The 22653-nt window shown below is 73.5% G+C and carries 20 protein-coding genes; 4 read left to right on the plus strand and 16 right to left on the minus strand.

Annotated features, from left to right (window positions below):
- Nucleotides 1–168: 168 nt before the first annotated feature.
- From NQU55_RS33000 to NQU55_RS33035, 8 genes are all read right to left on the minus strand, one after another.
- Nucleotides 169–2061 (minus strand): ABC transporter ATP-binding protein, encoded by a 1893-nt coding sequence (locus NQU55_RS33000; RefSeq protein WP_168096852.1) that lies wholly within the window; start codon nt 2059–2061, stop codon nt 169–171.
- Nucleotides 2062–2163: 102 nt separating this feature from the next.
- On the minus strand, nt 2164–4026 hold the full coding sequence (locus NQU55_RS33005; RefSeq protein WP_168096663.1) for an ABC transporter ATP-binding protein: 1863 nt from the start codon (nt 4024–4026) through the stop codon (nt 2164–2166).
- Between the two features lie 5 nt (nt 4027–4031).
- Entirely contained in the window at nt 4032–4448 is a 417-nt protein-coding gene (locus NQU55_RS33010) for a lasso peptide biosynthesis B2 protein (protein ID WP_168096662.1), read from the minus strand.
- A gap of 34 nt (nt 4449–4482) precedes the next feature.
- Nucleotides 4483–4740 (minus strand): lasso peptide biosynthesis PqqD family chaperone, encoded by a 258-nt coding sequence (locus tag NQU55_RS33015; protein WP_168096661.1) that lies wholly within the window; start codon nt 4738–4740, stop codon nt 4483–4485.
- Between the two features lie 4 nt (nt 4741–4744).
- On the minus strand, nt 4745–6607 hold the full coding sequence (locus tag NQU55_RS33020) for a lasso peptide isopeptide bond-forming cyclase (RefSeq protein WP_256791688.1): 1863 nt from the start codon (nt 6605–6607) through the stop codon (nt 4745–4747).
- A 78-nt stretch (nt 6608–6685) separates the two neighbouring features.
- On the minus strand, nt 6686–6793 hold the full coding sequence (locus NQU55_RS33025) for a keywimysin-related RiPP (RefSeq protein ID WP_168092546.1): 108 nt from the start codon (nt 6791–6793) through the stop codon (nt 6686–6688).
- A 267-nt stretch (nt 6794–7060) separates the two neighbouring features.
- The gene (locus NQU55_RS33030; RefSeq protein ID WP_168092547.1) at nt 7061–8470 is read right to left on the minus strand and encodes an NADP-dependent succinic semialdehyde dehydrogenase; all 1410 of its coding nucleotides are present in this window, start codon (nt 8468–8470) and stop codon (nt 7061–7063) included.
- A gap of 270 nt (nt 8471–8740) precedes the next feature.
- Nucleotides 8741–10081, minus strand: a complete 1341-nt coding sequence (locus NQU55_RS33035) for an MFS transporter (RefSeq protein WP_256791689.1) — start codon at nt 10079–10081, stop codon at nt 8741–8743.
- A gap of 613 nt (nt 10082–10694) precedes the next feature.
- Here NQU55_RS33035 and NQU55_RS33040 point away from each other — a divergent pair.
- Together NQU55_RS33040 and NQU55_RS33045 are read left to right on the plus strand one after the other, a co-directional pair.
- Nucleotides 10695–11060 carry a hypothetical protein gene (locus tag NQU55_RS33040; RefSeq protein ID WP_168092549.1) on the plus strand — a complete coding sequence of 122 codons (366 nt, stop codon included), beginning with the start codon at nt 10695–10697 and terminating at the stop codon, nt 11058–11060.
- Nucleotides 11061–11138: 78 nt separating this feature from the next.
- Nucleotides 11139–11870 (plus strand): DedA family protein, encoded by a 732-nt coding sequence (locus tag NQU55_RS33045; RefSeq protein WP_168092550.1) that lies wholly within the window; start codon nt 11139–11141, stop codon nt 11868–11870.
- Here the strand turns inward: NQU55_RS33045 and cynR are convergent.
- The 4 genes from cynR to NQU55_RS33065 form a co-directional block, all read right to left on the minus strand.
- The gene (cynR, locus tag NQU55_RS33050) at nt 11818–12717 is read right to left on the minus strand and encodes a transcriptional regulator CynR (protein ID WP_168092551.1); all 900 of its coding nucleotides are present in this window, start codon (nt 12715–12717) and stop codon (nt 11818–11820) included. The two genes, NQU55_RS33045 and cynR, sit on opposite strands and share 53 nt — an antisense overlap.
- 116 nt (nt 12718–12833) lie before the next feature.
- Nucleotides 12834–13331 carry an NUDIX hydrolase gene (locus tag NQU55_RS33055; protein WP_168092552.1) on the minus strand — a complete coding sequence of 166 codons (498 nt, stop codon included), beginning with the start codon at nt 13329–13331 and terminating at the stop codon, nt 12834–12836.
- Between the two features lie 74 nt (nt 13332–13405).
- Nucleotides 13406–14011 (minus strand): hypothetical protein, encoded by a 606-nt coding sequence (locus NQU55_RS33060; protein ID WP_168092553.1) that lies wholly within the window; start codon nt 14009–14011, stop codon nt 13406–13408.
- A 68-nt stretch (nt 14012–14079) separates the two neighbouring features.
- Entirely contained in the window at nt 14080–14877 is a 798-nt protein-coding gene (locus NQU55_RS33065) for a glutamate racemase (protein WP_168092554.1), read from the minus strand.
- Nucleotides 14878–15011: 134 nt separating this feature from the next.
- On the opposite strand from NQU55_RS33065, the gene NQU55_RS33070 reads away from it, so the two are divergent.
- Complete coding sequence (locus NQU55_RS33070) at nt 15012–16181, plus strand: glycosyltransferase (protein WP_168092555.1); 1170 nt, start codon at nt 15012–15014, stop codon at nt 16179–16181.
- Between the two features lie 13 nt (nt 16182–16194).
- On the opposite strand, the gene NQU55_RS33075 is transcribed toward NQU55_RS33070, so the two are convergent.
- The 4 genes from NQU55_RS33075 to NQU55_RS33090 all read right to left on the minus strand — a co-directional run bounded on the left by NQU55_RS33075 (nt 16195) and on the right by NQU55_RS33090 (nt 21966).
- On the minus strand, nt 16195–17517 hold the full coding sequence (locus NQU55_RS33075) for a TerD family protein (RefSeq protein ID WP_168092556.1): 1323 nt from the start codon (nt 17515–17517) through the stop codon (nt 16195–16197).
- Between the two features lie 80 nt (nt 17518–17597).
- Nucleotides 17598–19229: a DUF6777 domain-containing protein gene (locus NQU55_RS33080; RefSeq protein WP_168092557.1), complete on the minus strand. Its 1632-nt coding sequence runs from the start codon at nt 19227–19229 to the stop codon at nt 17598–17600.
- A 115-nt stretch (nt 19230–19344) separates the two neighbouring features.
- A complete protein-coding gene (locus tag NQU55_RS33085; protein WP_256791691.1) occupies nt 19345–21087 on the minus strand; it encodes a serine/threonine-protein kinase in 1743 nt (580 codons plus the stop codon).
- A 114-nt stretch (nt 21088–21201) separates the two neighbouring features.
- Nucleotides 21202–21966: a DUF72 domain-containing protein gene (locus NQU55_RS33090; RefSeq protein ID WP_168092558.1), complete on the minus strand. Its 765-nt coding sequence runs from the start codon at nt 21964–21966 to the stop codon at nt 21202–21204.
- A 225-nt stretch (nt 21967–22191) separates the two neighbouring features.
- On the opposite strand from NQU55_RS33090, the gene NQU55_RS33095 reads away from it, so the two are divergent.
- Nucleotides 22192–22626: an HIT family protein gene (locus NQU55_RS33095; RefSeq protein WP_168092559.1), complete on the plus strand. Its 435-nt coding sequence runs from the start codon at nt 22192–22194 to the stop codon at nt 22624–22626.
- The last annotated feature ends 27 nt before the right edge of the window (nt 22627–22653 follow it).

The following is a 22653-nucleotide window of genomic DNA, read 5'->3' on the forward strand; positions in this document are numbered from 1 at the left end:
CCGAAGGCCACGGAGGCCGTCGCCGCGGCCGTCAAGCGCGCGGCCCTGACGCTCCGCCAGGGCGAGTAACGGCGCGTCCCGCCCCGAAGCGAGAGGCCTCCCGGCCGGCATTCCGCCGGCCGGGAGGCCTCTCGCTTCGGCGCCTGGGCCGCCCCGGGCCGCCGCGCGTCAGTGGACGGGCTCCGCCTCCCCGTCGGCCTTCGCGCGCGCGAACTGCGTGCGGTACAGCTCCTCGTAGCGTCCGCCCGCGGCCAGCAGCTCGCTGTGGGTGCCGCGTTCGACGACCCGGCCGTCCTCGACGACGAGGATGAGGTCGGCCGCCCGCACCGTGGACAGCCGGTGGGCGATCACCACGGCGGTGCGGCCCTCCAGGGCCTCGGCCAGGGCCTCCTGGACGGCGGCCTCGGAGGTGGAGTCGAGGTGGGCTGTCGCCTCGTCGAGGATGACGACGCGCTGGCGGGCCAGCAGCAGGCGGGCGATGGTCAGCCGCTGCCGCTCGCCGCCGGAGAGGCGGTAGCCGCGCTCGCCGACGACCGTGTCCAGGCCGTCGGGCAGGGCGGCCACGAGCCCGTCGAGCCGGGACCGCCGCAGCGCGTCCCAGACCTCCTCCTCGGTGGCCTCCGGCCGGGCGAGGAGCAGGTTGGCGCGGACGGTGTCGTGGAAGAGGTGGCCGTCCTGGGTGACCATGCCGAGCGTCTCGCGGACGGACTCGGCGCTGAGGTCGCGGACGTCGACGCCGCCGAGGCGTACGGATCCGGCGTCGGTGTCGTACAGCCGGGGCAGCAGCTGGGCGATGGTCGACTTCCCCGCGCCGGAGGAGCCGACCAGGGCCACCATCTTGCCCGGTTCGGCGCGGAAGGAGATGCCGTGCAGGACTTCGGTGCCGCCGCGGGTGTCCAGGCCAGCGACGTCCTCCAGGGAGGCGAGGGAGACCTTGTCGGCGGCCGGGTAGCCGAACCGGACGTCGTCGAACTCGACCGAGACCGGCCCGTCCGGGACCCGCCGGGCCTCCGGCTTGTCGGTGATCAGCGGCTTGAGGTCGAGGATCTCGAAGACGCGCTCGAAGCTGACGAGGGCGCTCATCACCTCGACGCGGGCACCGGCGAGGGCGGTCAGCGGGGCGTAGAGGCGGGTGAGGAGCAGGGCGAGCGCGACGACGGCTCCCGGCTCCAGGCGGCCGTGCAGCGCGTAGTAGCCGCCGAGTCCGTAGACCAGGGCCAGTGCCAGGGCGGAGACGAGCGTGAGGGCGGTGATGAACGCCGACTGGGCCATGGCGGTGCGTACGCCGATGTCGCGCACCGCGCGGGCCCGGGAGGCGAACTCGGCCGACTCCTCCGCGGGCCGCCCGAACAGTTTGACGAGGGTGGCGCCGGGTGCGGAGAACCGCTCGGTCATCTGGTTGCTCATGGCGGCGTTGTGGTGGGCGGCCTCGTGCTGCAGCCCGGCCATGCGTGAGCCCATCCGCCGGGCGGGCAGGACGAAGACCGGCAGGAGGACGAGGGCGAGCAGGGTGATCTGCCAGGAGATGCTGAGCATCACGCCGAGCGTCAGGAGCAGGGTGACGGTGTTGGAGACGACGCCGGAGAGGGTGTTGCTGAAGGCGCGCTGGGCGCCGATGACGTCGTTGTTGAGGCGGCTGACGAGGGCGCCGGTGCGGGTGCGGGTGAAGAAGGCGACCGGCATGCGCTGGACGTGGTCGAAGACGGCGGTCCGCAGGTCGAGGATGAGGCCTTCGCCGAGGGTGGCGGAGAGCCAGCGGGTGAGCATCCCCAGGCCGGCCTCGGCGACGGCGATCACGGCGATGAGGAGCGCGAGCCGGGTGACGGTGCCGGAGTCGCCGCCCTTGACGATGGCGCCGACCACGCGCCCGGCCAGGATCGGTGTGGCCACGGCGAGCAGGGCCATGGCGACGCTCAGGAGCAGGAACTGCCCGATTCTCCTGCGGTGCGGCCGCGCGAAGCCGCCGATGCGGCGCAGCGTGGCCCGGGAGAAGCGTCCCCGGCCGTCTTTGGCGTTCATCGCGCTGTGCAGCGAGTTCCAGGCGGTGATTTCCATGCTCATAGGGGGCTCCTCCGGTGTCGTATGCCTGACACGCTAGAACCTCAACCAAGGTTGAGATCAAGCGTTGCACAGACGGGCCGGGGGCGCCCGGAAGCACACGGGCTACGGGCCGAGGAGCTGGGTGCTCGCCAGGCCCCGGTAGAGCGTGTCGTGGGCGAGCAGCTCCTCATGGGTGCCGACCGCCCGGACGCGTCCGGCCTCCATGACCACGATCCGGTCCGCCGTGGTCACGGTGGAGAGGCGGTGGGCGACCACCAGGACGGTGGTGCGGCGGGCGGTGTCGGTGATCGTGTCGCGCAGCGCCGCTTCGTTGGCGGCGTCGAGCTGGGAGGTGGCTTCGTCCAGCAGGAGCAGGCCCGGGCGGCGGAGCAGGGCGCGGGCGATCGCCACGCGTTGGCGTTCGCCGCCGGAGAGGCGGCTGCCGCGGTGGCCGACGTCGGTGTCCAGTCCGTCCGGCAGGCGGGCCGCGAGCAGGTCCAGGCGGGCCAGGCGCAGGACGCGGGCGAGCTCGTCGGGGCCCGGGTCGGGGGTGCCCAGCGTCAGGTTGTCGCGCAGGGTGCCGGCGAGGACAGGGACGTCCTGTTCCACGTAGCCGATGGAGGCGCGGAGCCGGGCCAGCGGCCACTGGCGCACGTCCTGGCCGTCCAGGAGCACCCGGCCGGAATCCTGTTCGTAGAAGCGCTCGATCAGGGAGAAGACCGTGGTCTTGCCCGCGCCGGACGGGCCGACGAAGGCGGTCAGGCCGCCGGCGGGCACGGTGAAGGAGACGCGGTGGTGGACGCGGGGCAGGCCGGGGCGGTACGCGAAGATCACCTCGTCGAACGCCACGCTGAGGGGCGAGCGGACGCCCGCGTCACAGCCCCTGCCGCCGCCCTCGCCCTCCGGGGTTTCGGGCTCCCTCTCCTCCCTCTGCTCCCTCTGCTGCTCCTGCTCCTCCGTCTCCAGCTGTTCGGCCTGGGCGATGCGGTCCGCGGCCGCGGACCCGACCTGGACCTGGCTGACGCCCTCGACCAGCTGGCCGATGCGCGGGGCGAGGGCGAAGAGGTAGAGCAGGAAGGCGACGAGCGTGGAGACGTCCGTCGCGCCGGAGGTGACGCGCGCGCCCCCCACTCCGAGCACGACGAGGAAGCAGACCTGGACGACCACCGCGGACGTCGTCGCCGACACGGCTTCCCAGGCCGCGGCCCGGACCCCGGTGCGCCGGGCGCGTTCGGCCTCCCGGCGCAGCGCTTCCGCCTCCCGCTGTTCGGCGCCCGAGGCCTTGACGGTACGGAAGGCGCCCAGCGCCCGCTCCAGCGCCGCCCCGATGCACCCCACGGCTTCCTGTGTGTGGCGGGTCGCGCGGCCGATCCGCGGGGCCACGAGCGCGACGACCACGCCGACGAAGGCGACCACGGCGAGGGTGACGGCCAGCAGGACGGCGTCGAGGAGGCCCATCATGACGACCGTCGCCGCGGTGACCAGGGTGCCGGTGACCGCCGCGGACACCGCCTGGGGCGCGGTCTGGCGCAGCAGCGTCGTGTCGGAGGTGACGCGGGCGATCAGGTCTCCGGGCTCGGCGCTCTCCACCACGGGCACGCGCAGGCGCAGGAGGCGGTCCGTCAGCCGGTGGCGGGCGGTGCAGACGATGGACTCGGCGGAGTGCTGGAGCACGTAGTAGCCCAGGCCCGCGAGGACCGCTCCGGCCACCACCAGCAGGCTGAGCAGGAGGACGGGGCCGGCGGCCGGCGCTCCGTGGCCCATGTCGTCGACGACGCGTTTGGCGGCCAGGGGCTGGGCCAGGCCCATGACGCTGCCGAGGAGTCCGAGGAGGACGCCCGCGGCCATGCGGCGGCGCTGCGGGCGCAGATGGCCCAGCAGGGCCCGCTGCCCTTGCCACGAGCGTCCCCGGTCCCCCGGTGCACCGGCCCCCGGGGGCACTGCGGGGCCGGTGGGGGGCGACTTCACGGAGGGTGGCGCGGTCATCCGGCTCACTCCACCGTGAAGAAGCGCTGGAAGTAGTCGGCCGGGGCGCCTTCGCCGACGAGGACCCCTTCGGCCTCCACCCAGGCGTGTGCGGCGAACGGGGGCCGGTTGCGCACGCCGACGCACCAGGTGGGCCACTGTCCGTACCACCGGCACAGCAGCACGGTGGCCAGGGAGCGGGGCAGGCATCCCTTGTGTCCTCCGGCGGCGAGGCTCACGGCGAGGACCGTCCGCCGTGCCGTGCTCGCCTCGGCGAGCGTGGCGGGCCGGGCGCCGCGCCGCAGCCTGCGCAGGACGGCGCGTATCCGGGCGGGTGGCTGGGTCGCCAGCAGGTGGGCGCAGCCGATGGCCAGCCGGGCCGTCCACCGGCGGCCCGCCGGGATCGAGCGGGGGTGGTAGGGGATCGCTTCCGGTGTCGACACGGCGTGCCTCCAGATCGGCGGGGAGCTGGGCGTCCTAGGGGGTGAGCAGTCCTGCTGTGCTCAGCTCGCCGATGATGCGGCGGACGTCCTCCCCGGCCATGGCGGCGTCGACGCCGTCGAAGCGCGCCGTGAGGAGCTCGGCGGCGTGCTCCGGGCCGTGCCCGTCCAGCACCGTGCGCAGGACGAGCGCGGCCGTCGGGTTGAGCGTCCAGTACTCGGCGCTCTCCTGGTCGAGCAGCGCCGCGCCGTACTCGGTCTCGGTCATCAGGACGCCGGGCTTGAGTGCGGGCACGGGTTCACGCCTTTCGGTCGGCGGCGGGCAGGGGTGTGGTCTCCCGCGAGCGCAGCCACACTTCGCAGGCGACGGTGGGGTGGAGCCGGTAGCTCTCCGACTCCGCGGAGAGGGCGCGGCGGCACCATTCGTGCAGCACCTTCCCGTCGGCGAGGCCGAGCCGGACGAGGCGCGAGTCCTCGCACAGGGCCAGCAGTGCCTTGCGGTTGCGGCGCAGTCCGGCCTCCTCCTCGAAGGTGGCGTTGGCCTTGGTGCTGCGGGTGCGGCCGGCTTCCGGCACGACGCCGCGCATGGCTTCGACGATGAGGGGCTTGTACCGCCAGGGGGTGATCCGTTCCTGCGGGCGGACCGCGAGGGCCGCCTCGATGACGGGGGTGTCGTAGTAGGGCGCGGAGACCGTGATGCCCAGGGGGGCGGCCATCTGCCCGATGTGGCGGACCCATTGGGAGATGCCGTCCATGGCGACCAGTTCGCGGTGTTCTCCGCGGTTCCGGCCGCGGGCTCCGGCGGGGGTCCGGCGGGTGAGGATGAGTTCCCGTGCCGCGGCGACCGCGTCGGGTGTGGCCCACGGGGGCATCCGGGGCGGCACGGCCCAGTCGAGCAGCGGCTCGTCCACGGGGGCGGCGGGTCCGGTCAGGTCGCGGGCGAGGCGGTCGAGCCAGGCTCCGTAGGGCCTGCGGTCCAGGAGCCGGCGCGCCACCGCTCGTCGGCTCCAGCGGTACTTGGCGGCGTAGCCCCGTATCGCCTGCAGCGCGACGAAGGGGTGGGTGAGCAGCAGCGTGTGCAGCCGGGCGGGCGTGCCGGCCAGAAGTTCGTCGCCGCCGAGGCCGGTGAAGTGGAGACCGGATCCGCGGGCGGCGGCCGTTTCGATGATGCCCATGCGGCGGTTGCGGTCGACCGTGATGATGCTGGGTGTGTCGAGGACGTCCCCGAGGGTGTCGATGCCGTCGAAGGTCATGGCGACCTCGTGGGCCGGTACGACGTGGTGCTCGACGCCGCCCAGTCCCCGTACGGTCCGCTCGGCCCAGTAGACGTCGTCGCCGGCTTCGTCATGGACGGCCGCGGTGTAGGCGACGACCTGTGTGCCGCCGCGGGCGGCGGTGCAGCACACGGCCGTGGAGTCCAGGCCGCCCAGGTCGGAGGTGACCAGGTCGCGTCCGCGGGTGCGTACGGCGACGGCTTCGGCGAGTGCTTCCCTCAGGTGCGCGGCGCCCGTGGCGAGCGGGACGACGGGGTCGGGCGGTGACCACCAGCGGGCGGTGCGGGCCCGGCCGTCGGGGTCGAGCGTCAGGCGGTGGCCGCCGGGCACGGCGTGCACTCCGCGCCACAGGGGGTCGCCGTGCCAGGGGTACGGCACGCCGGAGGCGAGCATTTCGAGGGCGATGCGGGGTTCATCGAAGCCGGCGCCCACGAGTTCGGCGAGGACGTCGGCCCGGTCGGACGCCAGGCTCACGGGGCGGCCGGGCGTCGTGGCCTCGGCGTGGAAGACGCGCCGCACGGCGACGGCCCCGGCCTGTATGCGGGTCCGCCGGGCGCTGCTGGCTATCAGGTGGAAGCTGCCGGCCCGGCCTGCGAGGCGGTCCAGTGCGGTCGCCGAGGCGGTGCCGGTGGCCGAGGCGGCGGCCCGTTCGGCTTCGAGTGCCGTGACGGCGTGCTCCCCGATCACCGCGACCCGCGTGTCCCGGTGCGCGCCCGTCACGACCGTCTCCTGGTCCCAGCGGCCCACGATCCAGGGCCGTCCGGAGGCGTGGGACAGGCTGCGGGAGGCGAAGGAGAGGGCCTTGGCTGCGGGGGCGGCCGCTGCGTCGCTGTCGGGCAGGACGACGAACCAGGCGGGCACGGACTGGAGCGACAGGGACTGATCCACGGAGCTCGGCCTTCCGTCGGCGACGATGCGGGGCGCAACAAGGCGGGTGACGGCCCGTGGCCGTCACCCGCCCTCAGGTCAGAGGACCTGCTTGCCGCCCAGGACGTCCTTCGGGCCGTTGTCCTTCAGGCCCGTCACCTTGCGGAAGCTGCCGGCCTTGGCAAGGGTGGGACGCTCGTACGTCATGATCGTTCTCCTTCTTTTCGAGGACGATGGTGCGACTACGACAGGCGCCTGCTGCGGAGTCCGTCGAAATCCGTATCGGATATCCGAGCGGCGGATCCGCGGCACCCACCGTAAGTACGACAAGCGCATCGTCACAACGTCCCGGTCGCGGCCATGGGGTCACTCGGGGGGCGCGCGCATCCGGCACGCCACGGGCTCACAACCCCTCGCGCCACCTGCGAAAACGGAAAAATCCGTGAGAAGAATCGTTAATCTTGCGGGCGGAGGTCACGCCCCGCCCGCCGGCTCCTTCCCGTGCCACACCGTGGTCACGTTGCAGAACTCCTTGATGCCGTGGCCCGAGAGCTCGCGCCCGTAGCCGGAACGCTTGACGCCGCCGAAGGGCAGGGCGGGGTGGGAGGCCGTCATGCCGTTGAAGAAGACGCCGCCCGCCTCGATGTCACGGGCGAAGCGCTCCTGTTCCGCCCCGTCCCGAGTCCAGACGTTCGAACTCAGGCCGAAGGGGGTGTCGTTGGCCAGGGCGACGGCCTCGTCGACGTCCGCCACCCGGTAGACCGTCGCCACCGGGCCGAAGGCCTCCTCGCGATGGATGCGCATGTCGGGGGTGATGCCGGTGAGGACCGTCGGCTCGTAGAACCAGCCCTTGGGGTGTTCCTTCGGCCGCCCGCCCCCGCACAGGGCCGTCGCGCCGCGCCGCACGGCGTCGTCCACCAGTTCCTCGAGGTCGGCGCGGCCCTGCTCGCTGGCCAGGGGGCCGACGTCGGTGGCCTCCTCCATGGGGTCGCCGACGGTCAGCGCGGCCATCCGGGCGGCGAAGCGTTCGAGGAACGCGTCGTGGACGTCGGCGTGGACGATGAAGCGCTTGGCGGCGATGCACGACTGGCCGTTGTTCTGGACGCGGGCCGTGACGGCTGTTCTCACAGCGCGGTCGAGGTCGGCCGACGGCATCACGACGTACGGGTCGCTGCCGCCCAGTTCGAGGACGGTCTTCTTCACCTCGTCGCCGGCGATCGCCGCGACCGAGCGCCCGGCGGGCTCGCTGCCGGTGAGCGTCGCCGCGGCGACCCTGGGGTCGCGCAGGATGCCCTCGACGGCGCGGGAGCCCACGAGCAGGGTCTGGAAGCAGCCCTCCGGAAAGCCCGCGCGGCGGAAGAGGTCGCCGAGGTAGAGCGCGGTCTGCGGCACGTTCGAGGCGTGCTTGAGCAGGCCCACGTTGCCGGCCATGAGGGCGGGGGCGGCGAAGCGGATCACCTGCCACAGGGGGAAGTTCCACGGCATGACGGCGAGGACCACGCCCAGCGGCCGGTAGCGGACGCGGGCGAGCGAGGCCCCGGAGTCGTCGACCTCGGGCTGCGGCGGACGCTCGTCGGCCAGCAGCTGTGCCGCGTTCCCGGCGTACCAGCGCATGGCCTTCACGCACTTCGCCGCCTCCGCGCGGGCCGCGGCCAGCGGCTTGCCCATCTCGGTGGTCATGGTGCGGGCGACGGCGTCGCGGTCCTGCTCCAGGAGGTCCGCAGCCCGGTTCAGCAGGCGGGCCCGCTCGGCCGGGTCGGAGGTGCGGTAGCCGCGGAACGCCGAGGCGGCCGCGGCCAGGCACTGCTCGATCTCCTCGGCTCCCATCTCCTCGAACGTCCTGAGCGTCTCGCCGTTCGCGGGGTTCACCGTTGCGATGGGCATGGGGTGCCCTCCTCAAGCTCGATGCCTCGACCACTGTGCGCCTCGACGGGGACGTGCCCGGGGGCTCACCCCGGGGGCGTACGTGCCCCGGGTGGCGTGCCCCGTCCGTCCTGTACCACGCCGGGCGCGGGTCAATCCGGCGGCGGGAACCGTTTGGCCCATCCGGTGAGGGCCCGCTCAGCGGTACGGACCTCTCCCCTACTACGGCTCTCACCCGTCGCCCTACGGCGGCCCTCACCCCGCACTGCGCCCTCACCTCGCCGTACGCGCTCACCCCGTCCTGCGCTCCCCCGCGTCGTCCGCGACCCGCTGCTGGCCGGGCAGCATCCGCATCGCCTCCTGCGCCCCGGCGTCCGCCCCCGCGCCGGCCGCCGCCGGATACGGGCACGGCAGCGCACGGCAGCGGTACATCCAGGCCACGGCGCTGCCGGAGGCCAGCCCGAACGCCAGGCACGACACCCACGGCAGCCAGGCCCTCCCGGTCCGCTCGCCGACGTCCATCACCCAGCCGATCACGGCGTTCCCGCCGGCCGCCGTCGCCCCGGAGAGCACGTAGAACAGGCCGAAGTACGTCCCCGTCAGCCGCTCGCGGCCGAACCGCGGGATCAGCCCCAGCACCGGCGGGTAGGCGACCATTCCGCCGAGGTAGAGCAGCAGCGAGGCCGAGATCATGACCAGCAGGCGCGGCACCACGTCGCCCGCGCCCTGCGGCGGTGCCGCGTCGCACACCAGCAGCGGCGGGACGAAGCCCAGCCCTATGACGGCGATGCCGGCCCCCACCCAGCGCATGCCGCCGCCGCGCTGCTCCAGGCTCCGGGTGATCCGGAACTGGAACAGCAGGTTGGCGACCGCCCCGGCGCTCAGCAGCAGCGCTTCCGCCCCGCCCCAGCCCGAGGCCTGCTGCGCGCCGTCCGGCAGCAGCATGTAGAGCTGGTTCTCCATGATGAACATGCCGGTGGTGGCGAAGGCGAAGCACAGGAACCGGCGGTTGCCGAGCACCTCGCGCAGCTCCCGCAGGATGGGGTCGTGCTCCGCGTCGACCTCGCGTGCCGGGAGCACGAACGCCTGAGCGACCGTCAGTACCGCGAACAGCCCGGCCGCGGTGAGGGCACAGATCCGGAAGTCGGTCAGGTAGAGCACGCTGCCCGCGAGCAGCCCGACGAGCGAGCCGATGGTCGCGAAGACGTTGAGCAGGGCGAACGCCTCGGCTTTCCGCTCGCCCGACTCGTGCGAGACGTAGGAGCGCACGGCCGGGTAGAAGAGCGCGGCGGCGAGGCCGCTGATGCCGGAGGCGGCGAGCAGCAGGGGCAGGGAGTTGCCGAAGGAGAAGAGGGTGAAGCCCACGGTCCGCAGAGCGCACCCGGCGATGATGACCACGCGCGGCCCGAGCCGGTCGGCCGCGGTGCCGCCGATGATGTACATGCCCTGCTGGCTGAGGTTGCGCACTCCGAGGACCAGTCCGACGACGGCCGCCGACATTCCGAGATCATGCCCGATATAGGTCGCCAGAAAGGGAATCAGCAGATAGAAACCTGCGTCGATGCCGCACTGGTTGATGAATAGCAATCGCAATGCGAGAGGGCACTCGCGGACCGCCCGAAGAGTTCTCATGTGCGTCCCTGCAGTCAGCCCGAGCAAGGGGACATCATGGGTTCCGGCCCCGGTCGGGTGCCGGTACGCCCCAGCGAATGGCTCGTCAGCCCGGGTTCCCACGCACGGGAGCAGACGCACTCGGCGACTTGGCGGAGCGGCCGATCATATGCTTGGGTCGACTTGTGCCCGGCAGCTCCCCGGCCGCGCTCGGAAGGGTACTCAGCGGATACGTTAGCAAAGCCGACCTGTTATCAACAGGGTGAGATTCCGGGCGGCGGCAGCGCCCGGAGCACACCGGCACAAGGGAATTGCGCCCGGTTCTTCCTTCGAGAGCTGGAACTCTCGTGCCCCGTTATTCCGTTCACGGAACGGGCGGCCCCGGCGGGCCGTGGGACGGCATACCGGCCGGCTCCGCACCACCACTCCGGCGCCCCGTCCGCCGCCTCCGGATCCCCGGTCCCGGCCCGCCACTCCCCCGGGGTAACCGGCCTTCCCCCGCACGGGTGAAAACCGCGACTGAATTCCCGTAAACAGAACAGGGATTCTCCGCCGAATCCATTCTTCAGATCACATCCCGCCCGAAGATGCCGAAAGAGCCGCGTGCCGCGGGCAACTTCGCGACGATGTCCGTATGAACGACCGGAACTTCTTGGAGCGCACCAAGCAGTTCGCGCTCTACCTGGCCGAGCTCCAGACGAGCCTCGACCCGGAGTCCTACGCACTGCTGCTGCGGATCCTGAAGGGCTTCAACGAGGCGATCGTGCACCGGGAGCGCGGGGTCGACATTCCCTTCTCCCCACGCGAAAAAGAGTTGTTCACACCTGAGTTCGGCCGGGCCCTCTCCAGACTCGCGGGATTCCTCGGGCCGCACGGCATGCACGTCGTCGTCGGCACCCACGGCACGGCCGAGGGCTCCGGGCCGCCCGGCGGGGAGCCCGGAGACCACGACCGGCGCGAGGTCGACGCCATCGCGCGGGCGAGTGGCATGCGCCCGTAACCGGCCGGCGCATCGTCTACAGTCTCGTCCGCCGTCCGCAGGGCCGCGGGCGGCGGGGCCACCGCCCCGACCCCGATCATGGGAGGCCACGCCCTCGTGCCCGCTTCGCCCGCCGCCGACCTGACCACCGGTCTGGCGGTCAACCTCCTCGACGCCTCCTCCCTGCTGACCGCCTTCGGTGCCCTCGGCATCGCCGTGGTGATGTTCGCCGAGACCGGCCTGCTGATCGGCTTCTTCCTCCCCGGGGACTCCCTGCTCTTCACCGCCGGGCTGCTCGCCCGCAGCGGGGCCCACTCCGGACCGCACCTGGACCTCGCCCAGGTGCTGGCCGCCTCCGCAATCGGCGCCCTCGCCGGCGCCCAAGTCGGCTACGTCCTCGGACGGCGCGGCGGCCGGGCGCTGCTCACCCGCTCCCGCAGCCGCAAGCTGCACGAGGGCGCCGAGCGGGCCGAGGAACTGCTCGCCCGCTACGGGCACGCACGCGCCATCGTCCTGGCCCGCTTCGTCCCCGTCGTGCGCACCGTCCTCAACCCCCTCGCCGGGGCCCTGGGCGTGGCGCCCCGCACGTTCGCCCTCTGGCAGGTGACCGGCGGTCTGGTGTGGACCGTGGGCCTCGTCCTGGCCGGTTACGGCCTGGGCTCCGTCGTCCCCGACATCGACCGCTACCTGCTGCCCGTCGTCGGCGCCGTCGTCGCGCTGTCGCTGCTGCCCGTCGCCCTCGAAGTGCTGCGCAGCCGCCGCGGGCGACGCCGGGCCGTCACGCCGGAGACCACCCCTGCTCCTGCACCCAGCGCCCGGCAAGAGCCGTGAACGTGCGGGCCGCGGCGCTGCGGTAGCCCGCTTCCCGGCGCAGCAGGGTGACGGTGCGCGCGGGCAGCGGCGGCGCGACCGGTACGGGGTGCAGCGGCCACGGCCCGCGGGTGATGGCCTCGGGCAGGACGGTCGCCAGGGCGCTCCTGCCGGCGATCTCGGCGAGTGCGCTGATCGAGTTCGCCTCGACGGCGATGTGCGGCGTAACGCCCTGCTCGGCGAGGAAGGCGTCGATGTGGCCCCGGGTCGCGAAGTCGCGGCTGAGCAGGGCCAGCGGATGGTCACCGAGCTCAGCCGCCGGCAGCGGCTCGCTGCGGCCGGCGCAGGGGTGGTCCGCCCCGACGACGAGGGCGAGCGTCTCGGTGAACAGGTCGGTGCCGGCGACCCCTGGCAGATGCGCCCCGCTGAAGGCGATGCCCAGATCCAGCTCGTCGGCCAGGAGGGCCGCTTCGATCCGGTCCTGCGCCATCTCGCGGAGGTCCAGCGCGATCCCCGCGTGCCGGGCGTGGAACTCCGCCACGAGCGGTCCGATGAGATACGCGGTGAACGTCGGCGTCACGGCCAGCCGCAGGCCGCCGCGCGAGAGGTCCTGCACGTCCAGCACCGCGCGCTCGCCCGCCGCGAGGTCCTGCAGGGCGTGGCGGGCGTAGCGGGTGTACGCCTCGCCCGCGTCGGTGAGGCGTACTGTGCGCCCGGACCGGTCGAGCAGCTGGACCCGCAGGGACTTCTCCAGCTGCTTGATCTGCTGCGACAGCGTCGGCTGCGAGACGTGCAGGGCCTCCGCGGCGCGGGTGAAGTTCGCGTGCTCGGCGACGGCCAGCAGGTACCGGAGGTGGCGCAGTTCCATGCGCGCAACTATAGACAGCGCCGATGGCGACTACGGGTCATGCCGGGGGCCGCCTATGGGTGCTGGCCGACGGCCCGTGGTGCCGACCGGCTGCCTTTGGGCGTCGGCCGGCCTGCTTACGGGTGCCGCGCCCCGTCCGCCTCTCCGATGCCCGCGAACCAGGTGGCCCCGGCCTCCGCCGCGTGCTTGATGCGCCGCACCGCGAAGTCCTGCATCGGCGGCAGGGCGTCCGGCTCGAACCAGCCCACCTCAAGGGACTCGTCGTCGTTGACGCACGCCTCGCCGTCCACCGCCCGGCACAGGAAACAGGTGTCCATGAACTGGCAGACGTCGCCGTTGGGGTAGGTGACCGGATCGAGCGCCTCCACGACCAGGATGCGCTCCGCCACGCAGTGGACGGCGGTCTCCTCGTACACCTCGCGCACGATGGCCGCCGCGGGCTGCTCGCCGGGATCGGGGATGCCGCCGATGATCGCCCACTGCCCGTTGTCCGAGCGGCGGCCGAGCAGCACGCGGCCCTCGGCGTCGAGGACCACGGCGCTCACGCCGGGGATCCAAAGGAGCTGATGGCCCGCGGTCGCGCGCAGGTTCCGGATGAAATCGGGGGTGGGCATAGGCAGGAGCCTAGTGGGCCGCGAGCCCTTGTCATTCACCCAGGTGGCCGCATGGACGGCGGGAAATCCCCAGGTCAGGCCGGAGCCTTGCGCCCCGGGGCGAGCCTCAGGGCCCGACGGATCACCCGTACGGCGGATTCTGCGTCGTCGACCGTGACCGTGAACGTCCGCCCGTCACCCAGGCGCAGCACGAACCCCTCGCCGCGCCGCACGACGACAGCCGTGCCCTTCTCAGGTCGCCAGCGGTAGCCCCAGCCGCCCCACTGCCGCGGCGTGACGCGGGGAGCGAAGTCGGCGTCGACCACATGGGCGAGCAGGATGCGGGTGCGCGGCACGCCGATGTGCCCGCAGCGGACCTCCAGCGCTTCGTTGTCGACCCGTACGGCCACATGGACGAACGCCAGCGTGCCGTAGAGCATCAGCAGGCCCGCCGCGACGCATCCGACGACCGCCATGACGAGAGGGGCCAGACCTGAGGTCCATGCGCTGTCGACGGCCAGCTCGACGCCGAGCGCCAGGCAGGCTGCGCCGGCCGCGGCGAGCAGCCACTGGACGCGGTTCGTCGCACGACCGGTCCAGACGGCGAGGTCCTCGGTATCGCCGGCCGGGGAAGGGGGTCCGGCCGCGTCCGTCTTCTCGTCGCCCTCGTGGCCCTGCGGGCCCGTGGAATGGTCCCTCATACCACGCAGCCTACTCACCTTCCGCCACCACGGCAGGGGTGATGCGCGGACCGCACCGGATCGGGTGGTCAGGGACGCACGGCTGCGGCCTCGAGGAGGGAGCGTCCCTCGGGGTAGGTCAGGGAGGCCGCCTCCATGGCGCCCTCACGGCCGCCGAGCAGCACCGTCAGGCGCCCCGACGGCTCGGCGTCGGGGGCCGGCGCGGCTCCGATCCGGCGCAGCGCCTGGGCCGCGACGGGCTCCGCGGAGCCGTACAGGGTCAGGTGCGGCACCGCCGGCGACAGCCGGGATTCGACGGCTGCACGGATACGCTCCGCGACGAGCTCGTAATGGGTGCAGCCCAGGACGACGCCCCTTACATTGCGGGGCGTGAGGGCGGCCGCGGCGGCGATCGCCGCGTCCGCGGCGGCCATGTCGGCGTGCTGGACGGCGTCCGCCAGCCCCGGGCAGGGCACCTCGGTGACCTCGACGCCGGTCGCGAAGTCGCGGATCAGGCCGCGCTGGTACGGGCTGCCGGTGGTGGCCGGGGTGGCCCAGATCGCCACGGGGCCGCCGGCCGCCGCGGCGGGCTTGATCGCGGGCACCGTGCCGATGACCGGCAGCTCCGGCTCCAGCTCCGCCCTTATCGCCGCCAGCGCGTACACCGACGCGGTGTTGCAGGCGATGATCAGGGCGTCGGGGCCCTGGGCGGCCGCGGCCCGGGCGCAGCCCAGGGCGCGCTCGATGACGTCCTCGGGCGTACGAGGGCCCCACGGCATGCTGGCGGGGTCGGAGGAGAGGACCAGATCGGCATCGGGCCGCAGCCGGTGCACAGTGGCGGCCGCCGCCAGCAGACCGTTGCCGGAGTCCATGAGCGCGATCTTCACCCGGTCACTTTAATCGATGGCCGGAGCCGGACGGCCCGCCGGGCGCCGCACCCGGCCACGAACGGCCGGTCCGCCCGGGCCGGGTTCGCTCCGTTTCCCGGACCGAAGGCCTCGTCTGCGGCAGACTTCGACGGATGAGCGCGCTGACTTGGATCACTGTGGGTTCCCTGGCCGCGTGGGTGTGGCTGCTGCTGGGCCAGGGCTTCTTCTGGCGGACGGACGTCAGGCTGCCCGGGCGCACACCGCCCGCGCAATGGCCGTCGGTCGCGATCGTGGTGCCCGCCCGGGACGAGGCCGAAGTCCTCCCCTCCAGCCTCCCCTCCCTCCTCGCCCAGGACTACCCCGGCCGGGCCGAGATCTTCCTCGTCGACGACGGCAGCTCCGACGGCACCGGCGACCTGGCCCGGGCCCTGGCGGCCGAGCACGGCGGGCTGCCGCTGACCGTGGACTCCCCCGGGGAGCCCGGGCCGGGCTGGACGGGGAAGCTGTGGGCGGTGCGGCACGGCATGGCGCTCGCCCGCGCCCGCACCGACGCCGAGTACCTGCTGCTCACCGACGCTGACATCGCCCACGCTCCGGACAGCCTGCGCGAGCTCGTCTCGGCGGCCCGCTCGGGCGGCCTGGACCTCGTCTCGCAGATGGCCCGGCTGCGCGTGGCGACCGCCTGGGAGCGGCTGATCGTGCCGGCCTTCGTCTACTTCTTCGCCCAGCTGTACCCGTTCCGGTGGATCAACCGGCCGGGCGCGCGGACGACCGCGGCCGCGGGCGGCTGCGTCCTCCTGCGCCGCGAGGCGGCCGAGCGGGCCGGCGTCCCCGACAGCATCCGCCAGGCCGTGATCGACGACGTGACGCTCGCACGGGCCGTACGGCGCACGGGCGGCCGGATCTGGCTGGGTCTCGCGGACCGCGTGGACAGCGTGCGCCCGTACCCGCGCCTGGGGCAGCTGTGGCGGATGGTCTCCCGCAGCGCCTACGCACAGCTGCGCCACAACCTGCTCCTGCTGGCCGGGACGGTCGCCGGGCTGGCCGTGGTCTACCTGGCGCCGCCGGTGGCCGTCGTGGCGGGCGCCCTGACCGGCGAAGCCCTCCTGCTGACGGCGGGAGCCGCCGCCTGGGCGGTGATGGCCGGGACCTACGTGCCGATGCTCCGCTACTACCGCCAGCCCCTGGCACTGGCGCCCCTGCTGCCGTTCACCGCCCTGCTCTACCTGCTGATGACCGTGGACTCCGCGGTCCAGCACTACCGGGGCCGGGGCGCGGCCTGGAAGGGGCGGACGTACGCCCGCCCCGAGGCCGCGCCCTGAGCGCCCGCGCCGGTCACTTGCGGCCCGGCGTCCAGTTCATGCCCCAGCCGTAGGCGTGGTCGAGCGTGCGCTGCGGGCTGACGCCGCGGTCCGGCACCAGGTAGCGGGCCTCGCGCTGGACGACGAGGTCCCCGTTGTTGTTGGTGATCAGGGCCAGCGCGCAGACGTTGGAGAGCACGGTGCACTCGTCGAGGGAGAAGTCGACGGGGGCGCCGTGCTGCGGCTGCAGCGTGACCGTGGCGTGGAGCCCGGCGAAGCTCCGGGCGCCCTCGTAGATCGTCACGAAGACGAGGATGCGCCGGAAGTCGGCGATGTGGTCGAGGTTGACGGTGAGGTTCTCACCGGCCTCGACCGCGCCCGTGCGGTCGTCGCCGTCGAGGTGGATGAAGGGCGGGTTGTGCAGCGAACCGAAGGAGTTGCCCAGCGCCTGCACCACGCCCTTGGAGCCGTCGCGCAGCTCGAAGAGGCAGCCGAGGTCCAGGTCCAGGTCCGAGTGCATGGCCATCGCCTTGCCGAACTTGTGGGCCCACCCCTTGAACTGCTTCTGCACGCCCCAGTTGAGGTTGACGCGCAGCGAACCGGACGTGCCGCCCTGCTTGGTGAGCGAGACCGTCGGCGATTCCTTGGTGAGCGTGACCTTCGTCAGGCGCACCGGCTGGGGCGCGGGCGGCGCCACGGGCGGGGGCGGCGGGGCGACCGGCTGCACGGGCGGCGCCGCGGGAGCCTGGGCGGGCGGTGCCGGTATGGCGGCCGGGACGGAGTGCGGGGCGGGGGCGGCGGGTGCCGGGGCCGGTGCGGCGGCCGTCTGGGGCTCGTCGACGGTGATGCCGAAGTCCGTCGCCAGGCCCTCCAGCCCGCTGCTGTAGCCCTGGCCGACCGCCCGGAACTTCCACTCGCCCTGGCGCCGGTAGAGCTCGCCCAGGACGAAGGCCGTCTCGATCGTGGCGTCGGTGCTGTCGAACCGCGCGAGCTCCGTACCGGCGGAGGCGTCCATGACGCGGATGTACAGGCCGGGCACCTGCCCGAAGGCCCCGCCGTCGGCCGAGGCGGCGAGCACCACGGTCTCGACGGCGGGCTCGACCGCGGCCAGGTCCACGGTCAGGCGGTCGGTCGTCACACCGGCGCCCGCCGGCTGCTTGCCCTCGTGACGGACCGCGCCCGAGGGGTGCACCGCCTGGTTGTAGAAGACGAGGTCGGCGTCCGAACGGACTCTGCCGCCCACGAGCAGCAGGGCGGAGGCGTCGACGTCCGGCACCCCGGGAGCCGCGTTCCACCCCAGCTCGACCCGCACCGCCGGCGCCGGAATCCGGACGTTGGCACCTTTCATCATCCCCATGCTGCACCCCTGTATATGGACGGCCTCTTACTTGCAGGGACAACGTACCGTGACAGTCGTTTGTCCCTGCTTGCCGCGGATTAGGAGGGTTGGGGCGCCGGTGCGTGGGTCGCCGGCGGGGGTTTCGGGTTGGTGGCCGGTGGGGGTTTCGGGTTGGTGGCCGGCGGGTGATGCGTGGGCGCTTCGGGCTTGGCAGCGGTAGGGGGAGGGGGCTTGGCGGCGGTCGGCGCGACGGGTTTGGCCGCGGTGGGTGCGACAGGCTTGGCGGCGGTGGGCGTCACGGGCTTGGCGGCCGTGGGGGCTACGGGCGGCCTGGCCGCGGTCGGGGTCACCGGCTTGGCGGCGGTCGGCGTCACCGGCTTCACCGCGGTCGGGGTGACCGGCTTGACCGCGGTCGGCGTGACGGGGCGCGCGGCCGTGGGCGTCACCGGTTTCACCGCGGTGGGCGTCACCGGGCGGGCGGCCGTGGGCGTCACCGGCTTGGCCCCCGTCGGTGTCACGGGCTTGGGCGAGGCCGGCACGACCGTCCTCGTGGCGGTCGGCGTCACCGGCCTGGACGTCGTGGGCGGGATGACCGCCCTCGACGGCGTGGAGACCGGAGGCTTCGTCCGCGAGGGCGTCGGCCGCCCGGTTCCGGGCGCCGTGGTGCCCGGCTTCCGCGACTGCGACGAACCGCCCGTACCCGTCCCACCACTTGCCCCCGAGGGAGACTCGCTGCCCGGCCCTCCCTGCGCCGAGGAACTGCCCGACGGATCCTGCGACCCGGTACCGGACGAACCCGAGCCGGACGAGCCCGCGCCGGGCGAACCGGCCGAGGGGGACCCCGGCTTGCCCTGGCCGGACGAACCCGACGGCCCGCCCGCGCCCGGGGTGGGGCGCGTCTTCGGCGGATCCCACCGGAAGTGCTTGCTGTCCTTGCTGCCGTCGCTGCCGACGCTGCGGTCGAAGGCCTTGTCGCCCTGGAAGGGGTCGACCAGCGGCAGTTGCTTCACCGGGCCCTGTTCCTTGGTGCGGGCCTTGATGACGGTGACCTCCGTGGTGGAGAACGACTTCCAGCGGGTGCCCGAGTACGACGCGTCCTTCGTGTCCACACCGCGGTCCGGCTCCGCCAGCGGATTGCCGCAGTTGCACTTGACGGCAGGCGCCGTGTAGTCGTCCACGAGGACGAGCACGCCCTTCTGCAGCACCGACAGGTATTCGGCCGCCTCGCCGTCCCGGAAGTCGTGGTTCTTGACGAGCGTGTCGAACTCCAGGTAGGTCTCGGTGAGTTTGTTGATGTACTCGCCGATGCTGCGCTCGTCGATGTTCTTCACCGCGGCCCAGGCCCGGGCCTTGTCGGGGTCCTCGGTGATCTGCTTGATGAGCGAGGCCTTGTCGCAGCGCGTCGTGCCCTGGACCCCGCCGAACGCGCCCCGCTCGTCGCCCTGCCACTCGCCCCCGCCGGGCGAGGCGGAGACGACGTTCCGCAGGTCGGTGTCCGGGTGCTCGGTGAACGGGAAGGCGCCGGCCTCCCCCACTGCCTCCAGGACCAGCTTGACCGCTTTCTTCTTCCCCGATGCGCCGCACCCGGCGAGACTCGCGCCCCCTATCAGCACGGGCACGGTGAAGAGGGCGACGGCCTGGATCCGGCGGCGCCGTGACAGCGCACGCCGGGTACGGGGCCGGGCGGATTCCCGCCACTTCTCCCGGAACGGATTGGACACCAGCTGCATGTGTATACCCCCCGAAAGCCGGTTCTTCCTTGTCGGTTGTTCCTTTTCGGTTGTTCCTTTGTTCCTTGTCGGTTGTTCTTTCTCGTCAGTTGTTTTCTCGTCAGTTGCTTTCTCGTCAGCGTGTTGCGCACTTCGTGACCCAGCCCCCGTTGCACGTACCGGGCGGGTTCTTCGTGGGTTCGGTGGTGGGATAAGTCGGCGCATGGTCCGTCGCGTGGCCCGACGGGCTGGGGTGCGGCGAGGGAGTCCCCGGTCCGCCGGACTCACCGGTGCCGCCCGAGCCGTCGGGCGTAGGGGAGGTGTCCGGGGGGCGCGCGGTCCCCGTGGTCCCGCCGCCCGGCTGATGCCCGTTGTCCGGGTCCCCCGATCCGCCGGCAGCCAGGACCCCGGCCACGGTGCCGCCCACGATGAGGATCAGTGCCAGCAGCGGGCCCAGGTAGACGGGCCAGCCGCGGCGCGGGGCGTCGGGGTCGGGGGCCGGGCCGGGTGCCGGAGCCGGGCCGGGTCCCGGGGCCGGCAGCGGGTACGGGGCCAGCCCCGGGACCGGGACCGGGACGGGAGTCGGCGACGGCGTCGGCGTAGGCGTGGGTGTCGGGAAAGGGGCGGGTGCCGGCCCCGGGGCGGGCACCGGATATCCGTAGGCCGGGCTCCTGGCTGCACCGCCGGACGCACTGGACTGCCTCCCGGCGGGCGCGCCGGATGGGGTCCCGGCAGGTGCGCCGGACGGGGGCCCAGCAGGTGTGGTGGACGGCGTGGCGGACGGCGTCCCGACAGGTGGGGCGGGAGGCCTTCCTCCGGGTGCGCCCGACGGCGTCCCCGCGCGTGCGCCCGACGGCGCCGGACCCCCGTACGAGCCGGCGCCGGAGCCGTACCGGTAGCCCGACCCGTAGGTGGTCCTGGGATCGGCGGGCGGAGAAGCCGACGGGGACGGGGTGGGCGTGGAGCGCGCAGTGGGCACGTATCCGGCGGGCTCCGGGCCCGCCAGGTCGGGCTGCGTGAGCGTCCGGCCGGAAGCGACGGCGTCCAGCAGCCGCTGCGCCTCGGTCGATCCCATGCGGGTCTGCGGGTCCTTGCGCAGGAGCCCTTCGAGGAGCGGGGTGAGGGGCCCGGCGCGACGCGGTGTGGGCAGTTCGTCCTGGACGACGGCCTGCAGAGTGCCGAGCGCCGACGTACGGCGAAAGGGTGAGACGCCCTCGACCGCCGCGTACAGCGTGGCACCCAGCGACCACAGGTCCGACGGAGTGCCGGGCCGCTGGCCCAGGGCGCGCTCGGGCGCCAGGTAGTCCGGCGAACCGACGAGATCGCCGGTGCGGGTGAGGGTGCCGGAGCCCTCCACCAGGGCGATGCCGAAGTCCGTCAGCACGACCCGGCCGCTGGGCTCCAGCAGGACGTTGGCCGGTTTGACGTCGCGGTGCAGGACGCCGGAGGAGTGCGCGCTGCGCAGGGCCTGCAGCACCATCGAGCCGACCTTGGCGGCCTCCTTGGGGGTGAGCACGCCCTCGTGCTGCAGGATCTCGGCGAGCGACCGGCCGCGGACGAACTCCATGACGATCCAGGGACGGCCTTCCTGCTCGATCACGTCATGGACGGTGATCACGTTGGGGTGGCTGACCCGGGCGGCGGCGCGGGCCTCCTGCTTCAGGCGCGCGTACAGGACGCGGACGTCGTGCTCACGCAGGTGGTCCGGGGCCCGGACCTCTTTGACGGCGACCTCCCGGTCGAGGAGCTCGTCGACGGCACGCCAGACCACACCCATGCCGCCGGCGCCCAGTTGATCGATGAGCCGGTACCGCCCGGCCAGTAGGCGATGTCGCTGCTGCTCGCCGTCCACGTCGTGCGCCCCCCTCCCCGTACGCACGGCACCCCCAGCCGTGCGCGTTTTGGGCCACACTGGCTGGGACGGGGCAGCCCCGTCCGGCGTTCCCGGTTCCGCTGCCGCCGGAAGCGGGGTACACGGCGCATCGGTGCGGGCTCAGGCGCGCATATCCGGAGTGCGGCTCACCGTGCGCCCCAGACGGGCGGCGGTACGGGCGAAGGCGACGGCGTCATGGACGGCCGCTCCCCCGGGGTCGTTGTTGAAGTAGGCGTAGACGTGGGCCCGGTCGGGCCAGGTGTCGGCGATGCGCCCGGCCCAGCTCGCGAGCGCCGCCCGCCCGTAGCGCGGCCAGGGCCGGGCCAGCCCGCTGTGGAAGCGCACGTACCCCCAGGGGGCCGTCCGCCACAGCGGGGTGACGGGCCGGGAACCGTGGTCGGCCCAGCACAGCGCGGCACCGTGGCCGCGCAGCACGGCACGGACCTCGTCGGTCCACCAGGAGTCGTGGCGGGGCTCGACGGCCACGCGGACGCCGTCGGGGAAGCAGCCCAGCGCGGTGTCCAGGAGGCCGGGGTCGGCGCGCAGGGTGGGCGGCAGCTGGAGCAGCACGGGACCGAGCCGGTCGCCGAGCGCGGCGGCGTGCCGCATCAACCGCCCGACCGGCTCCTGGGGGTCGCGGAGGCGTTTGATGTGGGTCAGGTAGCGGCTGGCCTTGACCGCCATGACGAAGCCGGCGGGGGTGCGGTCGTGCCAGTCGCCGAAGGTTCCGGGCGGCGGCAGCCGGTAGAAGGCGTTGTTGTTCTCGACGGTGGCGAATCCCTTGGCGTACTCCTCCAGCCACAGCCGCTGCGGGCAGCCGTCCGGGTAGAGGACGCCGCGCCAGTCCTTGTACTGCCAGCCCGAGGTGCCGACGTGGAGGGGCATGGGTGATCCCTCCCCCGGGCGCCCGGGCGCGTCACGGGCGGGCCGCGGAGAACGCCGGATCGGCGGTGTGCGGGCCGGTCCGGGACGGTGGGGCTGGGAGGGCCGGAGAGGCGGGGAGGACCAGTGGGCTGGTGGGCCCGCGGACCCGCGGCCCGGTGGGCCGGTGGGCCGGTGGGCCGGTGGGCCGGTGGGCCGGTGGGCCGGTGGCTGCGGTTCACTGGGGGCATGGACGAGGCTGACGAGGCTGCCTGCATCTTCTGTGCGATCGCCGGGGGCGGCTCGGCCGCCCACCGGGTCTACGAGGACGGCACGGCGGTCGCCTTCCTCGACGCGAGGCCCCTCTTCCCCGGCCACGTGCTGGTGGTGCCCCGGCGGCACGCCGAGACGCTCACCGACCTCCCTGCGGACGAGGTGGGGCCGTTCTTCGCCCGGGTGCAGCGGATCGCGGGGGCCGTGGAGCGCGGGACGGGTGCCGCCGGGTCGTTCGTGGCCGCGAACAACCGGGTGAGCCAGTCGGTGCCCCACTTCCACGTGCACGTCGTGCCCCGCAACCGCAAGGACGGGCTGCGCGGCTTCTTCTGGCCCCGGGGACGCTACGCGTCGGACGAGGAGGCGGCGGAGGTGGCGGCACGGGTACGGGCGGCGCTGGAGGCAGGCTGAGCCGCCCCCGGCCGGGGGGCACCGGCC

Source organism: Streptomyces telluris (assembly GCF_024519335.1).
Lineage (GTDB): Bacteria > Actinomycetota > Actinomycetes > Streptomycetales > Streptomycetaceae > Streptomyces > Streptomyces telluris.

Excerpts from the sequence above, each read along its gene's own strand:
- NQU55_RS33000 (WP_168096852.1), bottom strand. The coding sequence starts at position 2,061 with ATGAGCATGGAAATCACCGCCTGGAACTCGCTGCACAGCGCGATGAAC.
- NQU55_RS33005 (WP_168096663.1), bottom strand. The coding sequence starts at position 4,026 with ATGACCGCGCCACCCTCCGTGAAGTCGCCCCCCACCGGCCCCGCAGTG.
- NQU55_RS33025 (WP_168092546.1), bottom strand. The coding sequence starts at position 6,793 with ATGACGTACGAGCGTCCCACCCTTGCCAAGGCCGGCAGCTTCCGCAAG.
- NQU55_RS33030 (WP_168092547.1), bottom strand. The coding sequence starts at position 8,470 with ATGCCCATCGCAACGGTGAACCCCGCGAACGGCGAGACGCTCAGGACG.
- NQU55_RS33035 (WP_256791689.1), bottom strand. The coding sequence starts at position 10,081 with ATGAGAACTCTTCGGGCGGTCCGCGAGTGCCCTCTCGCATTGCGATTG.
- NQU55_RS33040 (WP_168092549.1), top strand. The coding sequence starts at position 10,695 with ATGAACGACCGGAACTTCTTGGAGCGCACCAAGCAGTTCGCGCTCTAC.
- NQU55_RS33045 (WP_168092550.1), top strand. The coding sequence starts at position 11,139 with ATGGGAGGCCACGCCCTCGTGCCCGCTTCGCCCGCCGCCGACCTGACC.
- cynR (WP_168092551.1), bottom strand. The coding sequence starts at position 12,717 with ATGGAACTGCGCCACCTCCGGTACCTGCTGGCCGTCGCCGAGCACGCG.
- NQU55_RS33055 (WP_168092552.1), bottom strand. The coding sequence starts at position 13,331 with ATGCCCACCCCCGATTTCATCCGGAACCTGCGCGCGACCGCGGGCCAT.
- NQU55_RS33060 (WP_168092553.1), bottom strand. The coding sequence starts at position 14,011 with ATGAGGGACCATTCCACGGGCCCGCAGGGCCACGAGGGCGACGAGAAG.
- NQU55_RS33070 (WP_168092555.1), top strand. The coding sequence starts at position 15,012 with ATGAGCGCGCTGACTTGGATCACTGTGGGTTCCCTGGCCGCGTGGGTG.
- NQU55_RS33075 (WP_168092556.1), bottom strand. The coding sequence starts at position 17,517 with ATGGGGATGATGAAAGGTGCCAACGTCCGGATTCCGGCGCCGGCGGTG.
- NQU55_RS33080 (WP_168092557.1), bottom strand. The coding sequence starts at position 19,229 with ATGCAGCTGGTGTCCAATCCGTTCCGGGAGAAGTGGCGGGAATCCGCC.
- NQU55_RS33090 (WP_168092558.1), bottom strand. The coding sequence starts at position 21,966 with ATGCCCCTCCACGTCGGCACCTCGGGCTGGCAGTACAAGGACTGGCGC.
- NQU55_RS33095 (WP_168092559.1), top strand. The coding sequence starts at position 22,192 with ATGGACGAGGCTGACGAGGCTGCCTGCATCTTCTGTGCGATCGCCGGG.